Annotated in this window: 19 protein-coding genes and 1 pseudogene; 12 read left to right on the top strand and 8 right to left on the bottom strand. The window is 33.1% G+C overall.

Annotated features, from left to right (window positions below; translation table 11 throughout):
* Positions 1 to 175 precede the first annotated feature (175 nt).
* The 3 genes from ACIQ7T_RS07375 to ACIQ7T_RS07365 are packed head-to-tail and all read left to right on the top strand — an operon-like array spanning position 176 to position 2,117.
* On the top strand, positions 176 to 952 hold the full coding sequence (locus tag ACIQ7T_RS07375) for a DNA-methyltransferase (RefSeq protein ID WP_402869425.1): 777 nt from the start codon (positions 176 to 178) through the stop codon (positions 950 to 952).
* Positions 953 to 969: 17 nt separating this feature from the next.
* Positions 970 to 1,440, top strand: a complete 471-nt coding sequence (locus tag ACIQ7T_RS07370; protein WP_402869424.1) for a phage holin family protein — start codon at positions 970 to 972, stop codon at positions 1,438 to 1,440.
* On the top strand, positions 1,440 to 2,117 hold the full coding sequence (locus tag ACIQ7T_RS07365) for a M15 family metallopeptidase (RefSeq protein WP_402869422.1): 678 nt from the start codon (positions 1,440 to 1,442) through the stop codon (positions 2,115 to 2,117). The genes ACIQ7T_RS07370 and ACIQ7T_RS07365 overlap by 1 nt, the downstream gene beginning before the upstream one ends.
* A gap of 94 nt (positions 2,118 to 2,211) precedes the next feature.
* Here ACIQ7T_RS07365 and ACIQ7T_RS07360 read toward each other — a convergent pair whose 3' ends face one another.
* The 3 genes from ACIQ7T_RS07360 to ACIQ7T_RS07350 all read right to left on the bottom strand — a co-directional run bounded on the left by ACIQ7T_RS07360 (position 2,212) and on the right by ACIQ7T_RS07350 (position 3,743).
* Positions 2,212 to 2,463: a helix-turn-helix transcriptional regulator gene (locus ACIQ7T_RS07360; protein ID WP_402869420.1), complete on the bottom strand. Its 252-nt coding sequence runs from the start codon at positions 2,461 to 2,463 to the stop codon at positions 2,212 to 2,214.
* Between the two features lie 456 nt (positions 2,464 to 2,919).
* Positions 2,920 to 3,423, bottom strand: a complete 504-nt coding sequence (locus tag ACIQ7T_RS07355) for a hypothetical protein (RefSeq protein ID WP_402869418.1) — start codon at positions 3,421 to 3,423, stop codon at positions 2,920 to 2,922.
* 77 nt (positions 3,424 to 3,500) lie between these two features.
* Positions 3,501 to 3,743 carry a helix-turn-helix domain-containing protein gene (locus ACIQ7T_RS07350; protein WP_370048262.1) on the bottom strand — a complete coding sequence of 81 codons (243 nt, stop codon included), beginning with the start codon at positions 3,741 to 3,743 and terminating at the stop codon, positions 3,501 to 3,503.
* 169 nt (positions 3,744 to 3,912) lie between these two features.
* Here ACIQ7T_RS07350 and ACIQ7T_RS07345 point away from each other — a divergent pair, with 169 nt between their 5' ends.
* The 8 genes from ACIQ7T_RS07345 (at position 3,913) to ACIQ7T_RS07310 (ending at position 8,248) form a co-directional block, all read left to right on the top strand.
* Positions 3,913 to 4,293 carry a hypothetical protein gene (locus tag ACIQ7T_RS07345; protein WP_402869416.1) on the top strand — a complete coding sequence of 127 codons (381 nt, stop codon included), beginning with the start codon at positions 3,913 to 3,915 and terminating at the stop codon, positions 4,291 to 4,293.
* A gap of 71 nt (positions 4,294 to 4,364) precedes the next feature.
* Positions 4,365 to 4,580 (top strand): hypothetical protein, encoded by a 216-nt coding sequence (locus ACIQ7T_RS07340; protein ID WP_402869414.1) that lies wholly within the window; start codon positions 4,365 to 4,367, stop codon positions 4,578 to 4,580.
* A 67-nt stretch (positions 4,581 to 4,647) separates the two neighbouring features.
* Positions 4,648 to 5,529: a helix-turn-helix domain-containing protein gene (locus ACIQ7T_RS07335; protein WP_402869412.1), complete on the top strand. Its 882-nt coding sequence runs from the start codon at positions 4,648 to 4,650 to the stop codon at positions 5,527 to 5,529.
* Between the two features lie 13 nt (positions 5,530 to 5,542).
* Complete coding sequence (locus tag ACIQ7T_RS07330; protein WP_402869410.1) at positions 5,543 to 5,719, top strand: hypothetical protein; 177 nt, start codon at positions 5,543 to 5,545, stop codon at positions 5,717 to 5,719.
* A gap of 51 nt (positions 5,720 to 5,770) precedes the next feature.
* Positions 5,771 to 5,929, top strand: coding sequence for a hypothetical protein (locus ACIQ7T_RS07325; protein ID WP_402869408.1), 159 nt, complete (start codon positions 5,771 to 5,773; stop codon positions 5,927 to 5,929).
* A gap of 537 nt (positions 5,930 to 6,466) precedes the next feature.
* Entirely contained in the window at positions 6,467 to 7,585 is a 1,119-nt protein-coding gene (locus ACIQ7T_RS07320) for a protein NO VEIN domain-containing protein (RefSeq protein ID WP_402869406.1), read from the top strand.
* 98 nt (positions 7,586 to 7,683) lie between these two features.
* A complete protein-coding gene (locus ACIQ7T_RS07315; protein WP_402869404.1) occupies positions 7,684 to 8,031 on the top strand; it encodes a hypothetical protein in 348 nt (115 codons plus the stop codon).
* Positions 7,982 to 8,248 carry a hypothetical protein gene (locus tag ACIQ7T_RS07310; protein WP_402869402.1) on the top strand — a complete coding sequence of 89 codons (267 nt, stop codon included), beginning with the start codon at positions 7,982 to 7,984 and terminating at the stop codon, positions 8,246 to 8,248. Before ACIQ7T_RS07315 ends, ACIQ7T_RS07310 begins: the two co-directional genes overlap by 50 nt.
* Positions 8,249 to 8,530: 282 nt before the next feature.
* Here the strand turns inward: ACIQ7T_RS07310 and ACIQ7T_RS07305 are convergent.
* The 5 genes and pseudogenes from ACIQ7T_RS07305 to ACIQ7T_RS07285 all read right to left on the bottom strand — a co-directional run.
* A pseudogene (locus tag ACIQ7T_RS07305) lies at positions 8,531 to 8,875 on the bottom strand (restriction endonuclease); the annotation flags it as partial.
* A gap of 188 nt (positions 8,876 to 9,063) precedes the next feature.
* The gene (locus ACIQ7T_RS07300; RefSeq protein WP_402869400.1) at positions 9,064 to 10,113 is read right to left on the bottom strand and encodes a 2,3-butanediol dehydrogenase; all 1,050 of its coding nucleotides are present in this window, start codon (positions 10,111 to 10,113) and stop codon (positions 9,064 to 9,066) included.
* A gap of 20 nt (positions 10,114 to 10,133) precedes the next feature.
* Positions 10,134 to 10,772 carry a GntR family transcriptional regulator gene (locus ACIQ7T_RS07295; RefSeq protein ID WP_387083571.1) on the bottom strand — a complete coding sequence of 213 codons (639 nt, stop codon included), beginning with the start codon at positions 10,770 to 10,772 and terminating at the stop codon, positions 10,134 to 10,136.
* A 1,073-nt stretch (positions 10,773 to 11,845) separates the two neighbouring features.
* The gene (locus ACIQ7T_RS07290; protein ID WP_402869398.1) at positions 11,846 to 12,760 is read right to left on the bottom strand and encodes a restriction endonuclease; all 915 of its coding nucleotides are present in this window, start codon (positions 12,758 to 12,760) and stop codon (positions 11,846 to 11,848) included.
* Positions 12,761 to 13,403: 643 nt separating this feature from the next.
* Positions 13,404 to 13,655, bottom strand: a complete 252-nt coding sequence (locus ACIQ7T_RS07285; RefSeq protein ID WP_402869396.1) for a hypothetical protein — start codon at positions 13,653 to 13,655, stop codon at positions 13,404 to 13,406.
* A gap of 745 nt (positions 13,656 to 14,400) precedes the next feature.
* Here ACIQ7T_RS07285 and ACIQ7T_RS07280 point away from each other — a divergent pair.
* Complete coding sequence (locus ACIQ7T_RS07280; protein WP_402869394.1) at positions 14,401 to 15,867, top strand: DUF7309 domain-containing protein; 1,467 nt, start codon at positions 14,401 to 14,403, stop codon at positions 15,865 to 15,867.
* Positions 15,868 to 15,938 lie beyond the last annotated feature (71 nt).

Here is a 15,938-nt window from a genome sequence, read left to right as displayed (position 1 = left end):
TTAAGAGAAACGCAAGCAGAAGCTTAGCGTTATTTTTATTGTTTAAAATCCCAAACGCTTGGGATTTCACATGAAATAAAAAAAGAGGCGTGCATAAAAGCACACCTCTTACTTCACAATAAGAACAAATGTTCCTATCTGATATTTATTATTACATATCGGGAGGAAAAAAGAAATGAAAATTTGCGAAAACACCATCTATAACATGGATTGCTTGGAAGGTATGAAATATATACCTGACAATTCGGTTGATATGATCCTGTGCGATTTGCCTTATGGAACTACAAATTGCAAGTGGGATTCCATCATTCCATTTGAGCTTTTATGGGAGCAGTACGAGAGAATTATAAAAGATAACGGAGCAATTATATTAACCGCAAGCCAGCCATTTACCAGTAAATTAATTATGTCCAATCCTAAATTGTTTAGATATGAGTGGATTTGGAAGAAAGGTAATCATGTAACAGGGTTCCCAAATGCTAATAGAATGCCAATGAAGAATCATGAAAATGTATGTGTTTTTTATAAACGGCTACCGACCTACAATCCACAAGGTGTTGAATATGTTAAGCCTAAAGTGATTATTAAGAATTCGCCTAGAATGCAAGTGCTAGGTAAAAATAATGACACACTAAAAAAGCCTCATGTTGTAAAAAAGAAAAATTATCCTAAGTCGGTTGTTGATTTTCCGCGTGATAGTGGTACTTTTCATCCAACTCAAAAGCCTCTGTCATTGTTTGAGTATCTTATTAAAACTTACACTAACGAAGGCGATACAGTGTTAGACAATTGTATGGGCGGATTTACAACGGCTGTAGCATGCGACAACACAGGACGTAAATGGATCGGTTTCGAATTAGAGCCGGAATACTGCGAAAAAGGGAAACAACGAATTAATGAAAATCGACAAAAGTTAGGATTACAACCAGTTGAAATTATTGATAAGTCATAACATTTGGAAGGTGTTCTATGGAAAATGTTCAAAGATTAATAGCTAGTTTTGTAGGTGCTATTTTTGTACCATTATTTGAATTTTTGTATGGAGAGGGCGAAGTCGTAATGTATACGATGACCGCACTCTTTTTCTTTTTAGTAATGGATTGGATTAGTGGAGTTCGTGCAAGTAAGAAAGATAAAAGTTACGGGTCATCGTATGGTATCGATGGTTTATTCCGTAGCTTCTTTTTATTGCTTCTACCTGCAGGTGGACATTTGTTAGATATGATTTTCGGTGCGCCTGGGGTTGTATTTGGTTTATTAGCAGCTGGATTGTTGTATCACATTATTCAATCGATGACTGCTAACGCTATTCGTGCAGGTTGGGGACAATGGTTCCCAGACTGGCTACTTACAAAGCTTACTGAGTGGGTACGTAGCGAAATTGAAGCGAAGCTTGCACGTGCTGAAGAACGAAAAATGAAGAAAGAGGGAGAAGCATAATGAGTACAAGTGTTACTACTACATGTCGAGATCTTTCTGAACTATTAATAGCTGCACAAACAGCATGCCGATTGTTGTTTCAAGAGTGTTTTAAAGCTGGTATTAAAAATATCTTCATCACGGAAACATATCGCTCTCAGGAACGACAAAAATACCTATATGCACAAGGACGAACACGACCAGGGCAAATTGTTACTTGGACGCTTTCAAGTAATCACAGTAGTCGTTTAGCATGGGACGTTGCAGTAAGCCCTCCAAAATCATTATATGACGTGACAACGCTCAATCGAATTGGTGCTATCGCTCGTAAGTTAGGTATTACATGGGGCGGTGATTGGGTAGGAAGTATTGACCGACCTCATTTTGAAGTTAAATCATCTTGGAAGATACCGAAAGGCTACAAGCTAGAAGGACAAGTAATCGTACCAAGTAATAGTAAATTACAAGTTCAATTAATTGTGGCAGATAAAAAGGAGGGAAATAAAGTGACAAATACAAATTGGAATCCGGGTTCACCTGCTATGAAAACAGAAACAGAAAATTATATCGCACAGGCTATTAAGGATGGTATTATTCAATCTTCACATTTGAAGGATTTACAAAACGGTAACATGACTACAGACCGTTTATTAGGATTGCATATGACGATTCAACAGCGTAGAAATAATAAGAAATAGTCAAAATTAGAACAGTACCTTTTGAATTTAATCATAACAATACTGAAGCCCAGGCGCTCATCATAAAAACGGTGAGTACCTGGGCTTTTTGTGTTTATTCGTCATATGGTCTGTATTTAGCATATAATTCTTTTGCTGCTTCTTTTCTAGCTTCCACATCTTCACGTAAAAACATTCTATCTCTTGGTAACTCTTTGATAGGAACTAACTTTCCACGCTTTACAAGTGAATTTAATGATTGTCTAGAAATTTGCAATTCCTCCAACACTTCTGATGATGTTAAGATTTCAGTTTGAACTAATTTAATAAAATCTTCTTTGCTATTGAAAGAGTAGTTTTTTGACATAGGATTATACCACCTAGCATTTATTATTTTCTTCTCATTATAACAACTGTTGCACCAATAACTAATAGTGATGCAACTGTGAAAATTAAAGTTAAAGTTGTCATGAAAATCACCTCTTCTTTTCATTTTGATTGTATATCATCAGAAAATCATTTATATTTAATGTGAAGGTTAAGGGTGCTAGCCTTAACCTTCTTTTTAAAACTTTTGTTGGACGCTACTTCTTTGAAGTGGTGTCTTTTTTGTTGTTCTTAATCACTATCTGTAAGTTAATCAGTGTGATTATTAAGTTGATGAACGCTGTTAGCGCTACTACTCTTTCAATCTCCATTTTTCTTACCCCCTTTCTATACTCTTATTATAGCATAACTACATACTAGAGTAAATAGATATAGGTGATTTATTTTACTGTTTTGTTAAAAATTTTCAATAAAAAAAGCCACTCGTTTGAGTGACTTAATTTGGTTTAGCTTGCAATATGATAGCATCCCTCTCGATACTCCCTTTAAATGTATACATAATATTGTTAAGTGAGTAGACTTCTGTACGATCAAGCATATCGCTATTTCCTGTTATTTTTAATTTATCAAATATAGCTAATTGTTGAGTTGCACTTAGTGTGTCATCTACACTTTTAAGTAAAGCTTTAAATGCTATTTGCACTTCTTTATTTTGAACCATTAATGCATTTGAAGTTGCCCCAACGCTAACATTTTTTACTTTACTGTCTTTATCAGGAGTTATAATTACAAGAATCCCACTGGTTAATTCAATTTGATATTTGCCGTCTTTTATCTCCTTACCCTTCATTTCAATGAATGAATTACCTTTATTTTCATTAATGATATTTTTTAAAGCAGTCTCGTATTCATCAACAGTGAAGTTAAAACTTTTTTCATCTTTTTCACATGCTACGAGTAATAGAGCTAAAAGTGTTATTAAGTATATTAATTTTTTCATTCTATAGAACCCCCTTATTATTACCATTTTAGGGAATTGTACCTTCGATGTACATACAAAAAAAACAGACAACCAAATTAGTTATCTGTTTCTTCATTATCTTCTACTTCCACAATTTTAAATAAGTCGTTCATGTCGGTTATCCCGAAAGCGTTTATTAGTTCATTAAGTGACGCCTTTGGATAGCTTTTTTGTTTACCATTTACCATTTCGCTAACTGCACGATTTGTTAAATTTGTACGTTCGACTAAATCTTTTTGTTCCCAATCACGCTCTGCAAGAAGTACACGTAAGCGTAATTTTAATTCTTTTCGCGCCAAACAATTCACCCCTTTTATCTGTATTTCATAACACAATTATAAATCAAATTAATTAATTACGCAATTTGTAATTGACATACCTTTTTGTTTTATTTATTATGTAATTAAGTTATTTTATACGTATTTAATTTACGTGTTACGAAATTAAAAAACGAAAGGCGGAATTAGAATGAATGGTGTTATGTACAAACTACACACAAAAAAATATTGGGTAGGGGCATTAAATTTAAACATCGATTTAGAAAAAGGGTATGTACAAAAAGCGGAGCAGTTAAAGCCTTCAGCTATTGTAGCTTTTAGAAAGTATGGAGCAGGACATATAACTTTAGAAGAATTCAGTAATTTAATTTTTGAATATAGCTTCTATCAAAGACGAGCATATGAAGCAAACAAAATAATTGCCGAAAGCCATAAAGCACTTGATTGGTTTGACTCTGAAACAATTACATGTTCAATTTGCGGTGAAAATTTTAATGAAGCAGATGTAAATATTGTGGATTATCCAGATGATGTTTGTATAAACTGCGAACCAAATTATGGGGAAATTTAAAAGCTGAACAGGGGGCATCACAGCTGGTGCTCTCGATTGAGTTTTTAAATAACAAAAGGTAGGTGTAACGGATGACGGAAAAAGTTAATGTCTCGCTTGATGACTTTGCATTTTTAAAAACCTTTGCTGAAATGTATTTTTTGAAAAATATTACTGAGATTGAACAACGCATTTCAGATTATCCAACAAGTAATGATGAGTTTATGCAGAAGCTAGATAGTATTTTAATCAAATTAAGAGAGCAACAGCAACGCGCAGAAAACATTGAGTGTAAATATCTTTATTAAGAAAAGACGAATAATTTTTCTGTTTAGGATCCACAAAGGTTCGTGATTAGAAAGCGAGGTGAAAACGATGGCATTTGAATATTTAACAACTTACAAAACATTTGAATCAGTAGCAGATATGGATAAGAGTGTGGAGGACCATATGGCGGCTCACTATTACGACTTAACAGAATCAGAACGTGCCATCGTTTTCAAGCTTGCTAGTCACGCTTTGGAACATCCTGGGGCTTGTCATTTAAAGGCTGCCACAATTGCTGAGGCATTAGAAATCAGTACAAAGACTGTTTACCGTAGCGTTAAGAAATTGGTTGAGTTTGGCATCATTGAAAAGGTAGCATCTACTAAATTGAACGGCATTAAAGGGGCTAGTATTTATCGTGTTTTACCATATGTCCCATCGAGCGTGTCCCAACGAGAGACAGCGCAAGACATTAGTGATGACACGGTTTCTGAGACTTTTTCAGAAAACCAACCATCTAATTCTTTTAATCATTTAAAAACAAGCAATTTACAAGATATATATAATTACGCTCATGCTGAAAAAGAAGCTTGTAAGGAATGGATGAATGAGTACCAAGTAATGTTGTTCGATTTCATGCACTCGTTGCCTATACGTGACGATTTAAAAGACCAACTGCATAAATGCATATTAGCCACAGAAATGAACGATATACGTGATTTTGTGAACGCTAAAGATGTTTTAGCTAACATTATCCGTGATATTGCGAACGGTACATTAACAATTGCTAGTACATTAAGAGCAATATTTGTAGGGGCTTATAGTAGGGCTGTTGAGCGTTTGAATAATAAGTCGATTAATTCATTAACTGCGGAGGACAAACCGCATAGAGAGCGTCCGGTGCCTTTCAATAATTGGTTAGATGAAAGGGATAGTCTTCCACAATCAATAAGTAGTAGACCAAATCTAGAAAACTGGCTTGAATGGTGAAGGGGGAATAAGTATGGATAAATTAGAAGCATTGATTGAAGCATTAAGATTCTATGCGGATGAAAGAAATTATTTACGTGAATACAGCTACAACTCTGATGAATATATGGATTCTGTAGTTGAACATGATGCTGGTGATACAGCAAGAGAAGCATTAGAAAGGTTGGAGATAGAAGATGACTCATTTTGAATACATGGAACAACAAGAGCAATTGCATTGGAAGTATGAGGGGGATATATTATGATAAAACGCATCTATAAAATCGTTGATAATTTTTTCTTTATGCCACAAGGATATGAGGAAGAAGAAGGTCTTCGGGAATGGTATTTAAAGTATTTTATTTCAACAATGGTTTTACTTATTTTCGTGTTAATAACATTTGGTTTTCAGTACAAATAAAGTACAAAAAAAGTACAAAATATGTTTTACAACATTACTTTCCATCGTAATTTTATTCACAAGAAAATGAATAAAACCTTGATATATAACGGTTTATCGTAACTATGTAAATACGGTTTAACGGTGTGTAGTGACTCCCGCCGTCTCCATACAATAACTGTAAATGCAGTGATAACATGTTTTCAAGAATAGGGATATTGAACGGGAGTTGAACTCTTGTGCAATATCTTTTTTCTTATCACCTTAGAAAATGGCATATTTGAAATGTTCGTAGACCTTCTAGAAATGATCACGTACATTTGATGGCTAAGTATATATCCTTAAAACTTTGTGGAAGTTCGTCGTATTGAATATATTAAACTAATTGTATGAATTGTAAAAAAATCATTGATAGATCCTAACTGTACACGATTAATTAAATTTACCTATTGATGAACTTTTTGACAATATAGTAATCATAAATTATAGTAAAAATACAATTTTTAAATAATATTAAAAACTATACGGAAAGTTTATTGGACTATTAAGGGTGAATATATGAGTAATTTTATTGTAATGCAAAATGCGACACATGAGGAAGAAATTAGCGGAGGATATATGTGGTCCCCACAAAAAAATAAAAATGGAAATAGCAACCATGCGTACGAACGAATGGCTACAATTAAGGCTGGTAATAAAATTTACAGTTGTTATGATCAAGCAATTCGAGCGGTAGGCATAACAACGTCTGATTGTTATATTGCAGAACAACCGCATGAGCTACAGGAGAAAAATCTATGGTCAGATGAAGGGTATAAGGTGGATGTAGATTACACAATTTTAGAACATCCAATTATGATTAGAGATGTTTGGGGAGATATGGAATCTGATCGTCCGCAAAAATATTCAGCCTTTCAAGAAAATGGACGAGGAAATCAGGCTTATTTATTTCCCTGTTCAGAAGCCTGGGCTAGTTTGTTTGATAGCTTTCTTAACGAAGGTAGCTTAGAAGCAGAAGCAGAAGCAGAAGCAGAAGCAGAAGCAGAAGCAGAAGCAGAAGCAGAAGCAGAAGCAGAACTAATAGAAGATGGTGAAATTAAAGAGGAGAGGTTTTCGACTTCTAGTTACGAGCTGGGAGAGTCTAGGGTTAGTAACAGAGTAGCAGGAGGTACTAACAAACGTGGCCGAGTAGTAAGTCAACAACAGCTACAAAAAGACTTGAGAAAGCTTAAAGAAATTGGTGATATAGCAGAACAAAAAGTATTTGAATATGTGAAAAAGAAAGTAATAGAAGTATTCGGCGAAAAATACGGAGAACAGGTAGAGCATGTAGCGCAAACACAAGGTGACGGATTAGGATACGATATTACAGCATTCGATTATCTACAGCCACAGTCTCCTCCAAAACCAATAAAAATTGAAGTGAAGGGTACAACATCAACAAGTACAAGCGCGGTCTATTCAATTTCTTACCCTGAATTAGAAAAATTCATTCAGTATAAGGATGAAATGTGGCTAGTACGTGTATATGGTGTGGGCAAGAATCAAGAGATGAAAATGGAAATAGATAATGACTTTAGTAGTTACAACTCAGTCAGTGATTTGTTAACACTGAAGTATGCATATATTCCATCAACAATTGATGTATATGGCACACGAGTAGAAAATAATAAATGAATTATATAAAAGTTCGAAACGAATATAGGGATTACTTGGTTTTTTCTCTAACATAGCGTATGGAAGTAAAGAAGAAATAGGAAGGGGAGAAGCTAATCTTGAAAAAGTATGCAGAAGATACTCTTATAGTTATTGAACTAAATAATATGTTAACTATTGATGATGAGTTTAATTATGTAAAAGGGAGTTCTACTATCATTAGAGATAATGAATACACACAGAAAAAAATCGGACATATTCATTATAATATTTTTAATGCTCAGCTTTTTAATAGTGAACTTGCATTTGGTGATGTAGCGGATTCTATTTCAAGTGATGAACATTACGTTATTATAAAATTTTTAGAGCAAATTCAAAATGAAGATGTAGATATTTTTAAAAAGAAAATTTTAATCGTTGAGCACAATAAAGATTTTAAAGAAACACCGTGGACAAGGACATGGTAGCGAAGCACTATATGATTTTATTCGATTTTGTAAAGTCTTAGATATCGATTATCTTGTTTTAAAACCAGCTCCATTAAAATCAAAATTAAGTAAGGAAAAACGTAAAAAGAAAATTGAAAAGCTGATTAATTTTTATGGAAAATTTGGATTAAAAGTGGTGGATGTAAAAGATGATGAGCCAATTATGTATTTAGATGTAGATGTAGATGCTTATTAGTGTTACCTTATTTAATATTTTGATTAAGTAAGAATTTTATCAATTAGTAGGATATTACTGGAGAGCTTTTAAAATATTCATTTACATAAAAAAGACGGCGGTATTTATTATTTTACATAAAATAAAGGCAATCACAAAATTCCCTGGACTATAACAGATAGGAAGTATACCTGGTTAGAGGAAAAGTCCACTAAGACAATAATTTATATCTTAATATAAATATTGATATACCATAAAAAATGCAGCAAACTTCAAATAAGCTCACTGCATTTTTCTTTCGGTTTATAAACCTTCCTCAAAAAAATCTAAATCCATACACTTTATTGTAAAGGTTTGAACGTTCGACACACCTACATTGTATAAAAACATTAACTCCGTAAGTTTCATTCCATCAATTAAAATTAATGATTTATCAATACTCTCGGAATATTCAATTGCTTCTTTTGTAAAACGGGATGTAGTGATAAAAATTCCTTTGTTTGCTTTAAAGCCTACCAAGCTTCCTACAAATGCTTGGATATCGGGTCTTGAAACTGGATTTGCCCAACGTTTTCCCTGTAAGTAGATTTTATCTAATCCTAGGACGTCTTCTTTGACAATGCCATCGATTCCACCATCGCCAGATTTTCCTACGGCTTTCCCTTGCTAGATTTGACCAAATCTTTTACAAAGCTAATACAAGGTCATATTTTGATTGGATGATTGTTTCTTTCCAATATGAGCAGCTGCCATAATATCACAAATAAAAGAGCATAGCTAAAATATAGGCCATGCTCCTTTTTTAAAGGCTAGATTTAAATCTACTCTATTGTTGATTATTTTACTCCACTTAATTCGACTAAAATTTTGGATTGGTTTTTGTCGTTTGTTAACGCTTCAAAACCTTTTTCAACGATTTCATCCAACTTTATTTGACTTGTGATTATTCCTTGTGGATTTAGTTGACCAGTGCTCATTGCATCAATTGTTCTTTGGAACATTGTTGGTGTATAAACAATTGAAGATAAGATATTCACTCCAGTGTTTGTAAGATGAATTGGATTCCACTCAATTGGTCTCGCAAAAATAGAAACAATCATCATATTACCACGTGCTTTTGTTACATCAATAGCTTGTTTAAAAGTAGGCGCAACTCCAGCAACTTCAAAGGACACATCCACCCCATCTGGTACAATAGCTCGAACTGCTTGAACAGGATCTTCTTTACCAGAGTTAATAATATGGGTTGCACCTAATTCTTTCGCTTTTTCTAATCGATCATCAGATAAATCCAATACGATGACTTTACTTGCACCAGATGCTTTAGCAGCGATTACTGTTAATAATCCAATTGGTCCAGCGCCGAAAATTGCAACTGAATCTCCTAAAGTAACTCCAGCATCTTTAACAGCTTGTACAGCTACAGCCATCGGTTCTACTAAAGCACCATCTTGTAATGTTAGGTTGTCTGCTAAATGATGTACATTTGATTCAGGTACGTTAGCATATGTTGCAAACCCACCGTTTCCATGTAATCCGATGAAATTAAATCCATCATAGCGATCTATATCTTCATGTTTCTTTCTATATGTTAATGTAGGATTGATTACCACACGGTCTCCTACTTTATAGTTTGTAACCATAGAACCAACTTCTTCGATTACACCAGCAAATTCATGCCCCATTGTCAGCGGTGCAATTTCTTTAGTTAAATCCGCTTTTTGATCAACTGGTATGAATACTGGTCCTTCTTGATATTCATGTAAATCACTTCCACAAATACCGGCCCATGCTACTTTTACTTTCACTTCATCTTCTCTTAAAGCTCGTAATTCAACGTCTTCAACTCTAATATCTTTTACACCATGCCAAACTGCTGCTTTCATATACCTTGCCCCCAAACAATTTAATTAAAATGATGCCATAAAATAACATCTTTAATAGCCGTTCGTGCATTTTCAAAATTCGAGGCTTCTATACACTTGATAAACGTATGAATGGACATATGATAGGATTCAACTAGATTCATTTTCCATTTAGTTTGTGCTGCGACATTTGTAACAAATATGGTTTCTTTAAAGAAACGTAACATCGCAATATTTCCTGTAATAACAAAAAACAATTCTAACAAGTGGGCAAACGATACAACATACTCGTAAATATTTTCAACGGACTTTCTTTGTTTCATGGTTTCAAAACGAAGTAATAGTTCATTTTGAAAATCGGCATTCCACTTTTGTTCACACTTTGTAAGTGCAATATCCAACAAGTGATAAAGCGTCTCTAAATAATCCTTCAATTCCTGATCCGAAATAATTTTAACACTTACACCTTTATGCTGTATTTTTTCAACTACACCATCTTTTTGTAAAAGATATAGAGCCTCTCGGACAGGTGCATGACTTACTTGTAGCTCTTTTGCGATTTCCGATTCTATCAAACGCTGACCTTGTACATAATGACCTGAAAATATGCGAAATAATAATTGCTCTGCTATTTGTTCTGCAATTGTTTTTTTTGAAATTGAATTTTCACTAAATCCCATCAAACCACTCCAATAAATTAATGTCTCTTTATTTTAATAGCTGGGTGTATAGAGTGGCTAGTAAAAATGTTATATATTATAGATTATCGATAATCTATATGTTATTTTAATATGAAATTTCTTTGCTTTCAATTATTTTGCTTTAGTTTACTGGTACCAACAATTTAACAGTACATTATTCAATTTTGATAGGGCACCATCTTTAACAATGAAGGGGGTACTGGAGATTGCATAGATTAAAGAAGCAGAAGGAAATGACACAGCAGAACAAATGGTACAATCAACAGTCAATGACTTTACTCAAATGATAACTGAATTAAAACAGGGAATGGAAATTGCGAAATCCGTAAAGGATGAAATTACTGGAGATATGCTTTTGGCTATATATTCAACTCTTGAAAACATATATGGATGTTAAATTCTTTCTTAGGAAAATAATATGTAAAACACTTTTTTGGCACCATGTATTTGAAAAGGGAGTCAGCTATACCTCGGAAGTTTATAAATGGCGTAATATAAGACAAATGGACATGTCTATAAAAAAAGAAGAAGTAACTTAGTTACTTCTTCTTTTTTTTGTACCCAGCATGTGTATGAACGATAGGATGTAAGTTCCGAACGCCGAATACAGAAGTAGAGAGTTAGTCGAGTGCAAGGGTGTGCACTTACCCAGGGACGTCTAAAATGTCAGGAGGACCAATCTCTGCACGTATGGCTTAGCCTGAATTAGAAAAATTCATTCAGTATAAGGATGAAATTTGGCTAGTACGTGTTTATGGTGTAGGCAAGAATCGTGAGATGAAAATGGAAATAGATAATGATTTTAGTAGTTATAACTCAGTCAGTGATTTGTTGGCACGTAAATATGCATATATTCCTTCAATAATTGATGTATATAGTACACGAATAGAAAACAAAATTATGATTTGAAAATATTAATTCTTTATTTAAGATAGACAGCAGTATTAAATATATTATCGAAAATAAGGGCAATTACAAAATTCTGTTGAACATAACAGATGGTCAAAAAAATGCAGCAATCTTCGAATGAAGCTCGCTGCATTTTCTTATTATTAGCTCTCCTCAAAAAAGTCTAAATCTATACGCTTTATCGTAAAGGTTTGAACACTCGATACACCTACATTGTATAAAAACATTAACTCAGTAAGTTTCATTCCATCAATTAAAATTAATGATTTATCAATACTCTCGGAATATGCAATGGCTTCTTTTGTGAAGCGAGATGTAGTGATAAATATACCTTTGTTAGCTTTAAAGCCTACCAAGCTTCCAACAAATGCTTGGATATCAGGTCTTGAAACTGGGTTTGCCCAACGTTTTCCCTGTAAGTAGATTTTATCTAATCCTAGGACGTCTTCTTTGACAATGCCATCGATTCCACCATCGCCAGATTTTCCTACGGCTTTCCCAGCATCTGAAATCGATCCCCCGTAACCCATTGCGACGATTAAGTTTACAATTAGTTGCTCAAAGAATTGAGGAGAGCATTTCATAATTTTTTCTAATAGTTCAGTTTGCAAGGACTGCTTTAAGATTTGATAGTTTTCATTCATAATTTCTAATGGGGTTCTGGAATCCTCAGAAATAACTGTTTTTATTTCAGAATCTGTGGAAGGTTTTGTACGATTTTTAAATTCTAAAAATTGGGGGTAGCGTTCTAATACGTTCTGATTGATTTCTTTAACAGACGAATCTTGAAGAAGTTTAAAGCCTTCGGGTGTAATTTTAAATACAGCGCGTTTTGGACTGTTGATTAGACCAGCATTTTTAAGGTAAGTACGTGCCCAACCTATTCGATTAACGACAACTGTTTGATTTCCACTAGGGAGAAGTTCTTCTACTTGTTCTTCTGATAAATTGAAATATTGAGGTAAAAATTCATATAATTCTTTTAATGTATGTTCGTTTTCATCTTTTAGATATTCTAAAAAAGGAAACATAAATTGTTCATATGTAGGTATTTGCAAGTAAGTCATCCCTTTGTATTAATTTTAAAAGTCTGTGTTTTTATTTTACGATAATTGTATAAGATATGGGACATAATGTTATGTACTTATATAAATTATTAGGAAAATATATAAGTTAAAACTATATGGGCGTAAACTTTGGACCATCTATAGAACCTGAGAATTATGAGAGCATAATTAAAAAGCTCAATAGGTATGGTAGGGTTACCATATAATATTGAGCTTTATAGTATCAATTACTATTTTCTAAAATGTATTTCATCTTCTTTTTATATTGAATAAAGACATCGAGCCAACCCCAACTACAGCGATACTTAAGTAAATAGTAGAAAATAGATTTTCGTCTACTTTGGTAAAAAGTGGGGATAGACTAGTTATGAACATCACGCCGCATTTCATTCTAAATTTTATTCAATGTAATAACTCTCCCTATTCGTATAAAGGTGAAAAGAAACAAGTTATTGCTAAAGGCCATATATATCGATTACATTAAGTCAATTTTTGGAAGTTATAAAAATGATTCGACTTTGAATTTAATTGAGGCAATTACTACCTTAATGATTAACAACTTCACCTACTACATATTTAATATCTCCACTCTAAATTAAACTAATAAACTTAAATATATTTAATTTAAACTAGTTTAATTAATATTTGTGTTTTTTTTAAACAAAGATACTAATGCTATAATTAAAAATGCTATAGCTAATGTTTTTGTAAATTCCTTATAATCATTAGGTATATATTGACTTGTAATAAACGTTATTACTGCCATTACTATATAAGTTAAAATGCTTTTTAATTTTGTATTTTTTATTTTAAATAAATACATTAATGATTCAGCAAATGAAACGATAAGTAATAAAATAAATATATTTATTAGTATATAACCCAAAGATTTCACCTTCTTTTAAACGATTAAAAAAGGATATCAAAGAATTGATACCTTGTATTGATACCCTTTTTTATAAAATTAAATTTTTCTATAAAATTGTCATTATTTTGTTTTCATAATCATTCTTCTTTACTTTTTCCCCGGGATGTTAATACCATACCATTAGCTATAAATCTTTCAAAATCAAGTTTTGTCGATAATTGAACGAAATTTGATAAAAATCAGAAAAAATAGGCTCTGATTGGAGTTTGAAATCACAGATGATCCTTATAAGAAAGAAAAGAAGACTAGTAAAAATTCGACTTATTTATTTAATTAGAGGTATTAAAGTCCATATAAAGTCCTATAGATAACCCTATGCCACCAGTCTATAAAAGTTTCAAAATCAACTTTTGTCAATAATTGAACAAAAATTGATAAAAGTCAGAAAACTATATTTTGCTTTCTAAAATGTGGATTTTATAATTACGATAAAGCGCTGTTACTAGACAACTTAGGCTGTTTTTCACAATTAACACGACAAGTATTGAGGTATGTGACAATTGGTGAGAAATAGATTTCGAAGTATTGCAGAACGGATAGGTTGTTAGTAAAGTGAATAGAAAGTGGTTCACTTTGAGAATAGCTACAAAGTAGAAGTATTTAATGAAGAGATAGAGCAAGTGATTATTGCATTTGTGTGTGAAAGCAGATTAGCAATAGCTTCATCAGCATCCTTTAACAAATAGAAGAAGGAGGGTAAACAATGATACAGTTGCATATTGAAAGTAAGAAAAAACCGGAGATTTATCGAAAGTTATTGTTACCGAAGAGCAGTAGTTTTTCCTTGCTAGATGAAATTATATTACTAAGTTTTGATTTGGATGGGGCAGACTATTTTGATTTTGAAATGGTTAAAAAAGATGGACGAGTATCTAAAGAAAAGATTTGTTTTTTACCTAAAAATGATAAGGAATTAGATACAGATGAAGAGTTGGTCGATGAATGGCTTCGAGAATCCGGTGATGAAGCCATTGCACATGTAATTGATAATAGTGCATCATTTACTATTCGATTAGAGAGCAATGAGGATTTACCGATGAGCTCTGAAACTCCTTTATGTATTGCTGGAGCAGGCAATATTCATACAGGTAAAATGGACAAGATTGATTTGGAGGAAATTAATGAACTGATACGGGAGGATGAAGAGGCAAATAGTTTACTAGAAAACCTGGAGCCAGATTATCTTACTTTATTGGAGCTTACTAATGACCTAAAAAAATTAAAGCCATGGCAATATTTAAGGGATGATGAAGTCGTAGCCATTCACTTTGAAGATGTAGATTACAAAGTACTTGTTTCTGTTATGGGAGCTGGTGGTGAAGAGTTTGGATTAATGATTTTTGACATGGAGCTTGGCTATAATAGCTTAGAAAAAATTCTTTTTGAGAAAAATTTATCGAGCGATTTCTCCTATGGTTTAAATGCTTTAACTGTGAATTTTGTTGATAGAGAAGAATTAGATACAGCAGATTATCTGCTAATTAAAGATTATGGGCTGTCGTATAGAGGGAAGAAGAATTGGATTCAATTCCGTAGCTATCTGGAGGGAACGCATCCTGAAAGACCAAATTATCTTGAGGTAGAGCTTTTAATTGATGTTGTAAGTAGGATGATTAATATTACAGAAGCTCGGAAGGATGACTGGGAATATCCGCAGCTAGCTGCACATCAATATCCAACGTTTAAAGTGCAAATGGATGGTGAGTTACAAGAAATCTATATTTTGCAAATAAATATGACGAAGCCAACGTATGAGTGCTACGAGGAAATATCAATGTTTGAAAAAGCAAAATATAAGAAAAAACCTAAAAGTGCATTACAATTAGAATATGATTTATTTTATATGCCTTTTGGCGTAGAGTCGGAAGAAACGAACCGCACTGTTTATCCGATTTCTGGTATGCTTGTTGAACGAGGAAGCAATTTAGTTATTGAACACGAAATGCTTTCTATGCCTAAAACGCCACCAATTGCACAAGGCATGTTATGGGCATTTTTACAAGGCTTAGAGGTAAGACCAAGTAAAATATTTGTCTCTAAAGAATTAAGACCGATGCTTCAGCCACTAGCAAAAATTGTCGGGGTGGAGCTTGTAGAAAGTGAACTTCCTGGCATTCGAGAAGTGAGAGAATTTTTGAAAACCGTACCAATGAATTTATTTGGAGAATAGCGCAAATATTTTCTCAACATTATATAGTAAATTTACTTTTACTTGAACAGATAAAAGGTACACAAATATAT

Origin of the sequence: Lysinibacillus sp. NPDC096212 (assembly GCF_044763105.1) — a bacterium.
Taxonomy (GTDB): Bacteria; Bacillota; Bacilli; order Bacillales_A; family Planococcaceae; genus Lysinibacillus.
Note: the sequence above shows the minus strand (reverse complement) of the source record. Positions and strands in the feature narration are given on the sequence as shown.

Excerpts from the sequence above, each read along its gene's own strand:
- ACIQ7T_RS07300 (WP_402869400.1), bottom strand. The coding sequence starts at position 10,113 with ATGAAAGCAGCAGTTTGGCATGGTGTAAAAGATATTAGAGTTGAAGAC.
- ACIQ7T_RS07360 (WP_402869420.1), bottom strand. The coding sequence starts at position 2,463 with ATGTCAAAAAACTACTCTTTCAATAGCAAAGAAGATTTTATTAAATTA.
- ACIQ7T_RS07375 (WP_402869425.1), top strand. The coding sequence starts at position 176 with ATGAAAATTTGCGAAAACACCATCTATAACATGGATTGCTTGGAAGGT.
- ACIQ7T_RS07295 (WP_387083571.1), bottom strand. The coding sequence starts at position 10,772 with ATGGGATTTAGTGAAAATTCAATTTCAAAAAAAACAATTGCAGAACAA.
- ACIQ7T_RS07345 (WP_402869416.1), top strand. The coding sequence starts at position 3,913 with ATGAATGGTGTTATGTACAAACTACACACAAAAAAATATTGGGTAGGG.
- ACIQ7T_RS07325 (WP_402869408.1), top strand. The coding sequence starts at position 5,771 with ATGATAAAACGCATCTATAAAATCGTTGATAATTTTTTCTTTATGCCA.
- ACIQ7T_RS07370 (WP_402869424.1), top strand. The coding sequence starts at position 970 with ATGGAAAATGTTCAAAGATTAATAGCTAGTTTTGTAGGTGCTATTTTT.
- ACIQ7T_RS07335 (WP_402869412.1), top strand. The coding sequence starts at position 4,648 with ATGGCATTTGAATATTTAACAACTTACAAAACATTTGAATCAGTAGCA.
- ACIQ7T_RS07280 (WP_402869394.1), top strand. The coding sequence starts at position 14,401 with ATGATACAGTTGCATATTGAAAGTAAGAAAAAACCGGAGATTTATCGA.
- ACIQ7T_RS07340 (WP_402869414.1), top strand. The coding sequence starts at position 4,365 with ATGACGGAAAAAGTTAATGTCTCGCTTGATGACTTTGCATTTTTAAAA.
- ACIQ7T_RS07355 (WP_402869418.1), bottom strand. The coding sequence starts at position 3,423 with ATGAAAAAATTAATATACTTAATAACACTTTTAGCTCTATTACTCGTA.
- ACIQ7T_RS07330 (WP_402869410.1), top strand. The coding sequence starts at position 5,543 with ATGGATAAATTAGAAGCATTGATTGAAGCATTAAGATTCTATGCGGAT.
- ACIQ7T_RS07365 (WP_402869422.1), top strand. The coding sequence starts at position 1,440 with ATGAGTACAAGTGTTACTACTACATGTCGAGATCTTTCTGAACTATTA.
- ACIQ7T_RS07320 (WP_402869406.1), top strand. The coding sequence starts at position 6,467 with ATGAGTAATTTTATTGTAATGCAAAATGCGACACATGAGGAAGAAATT.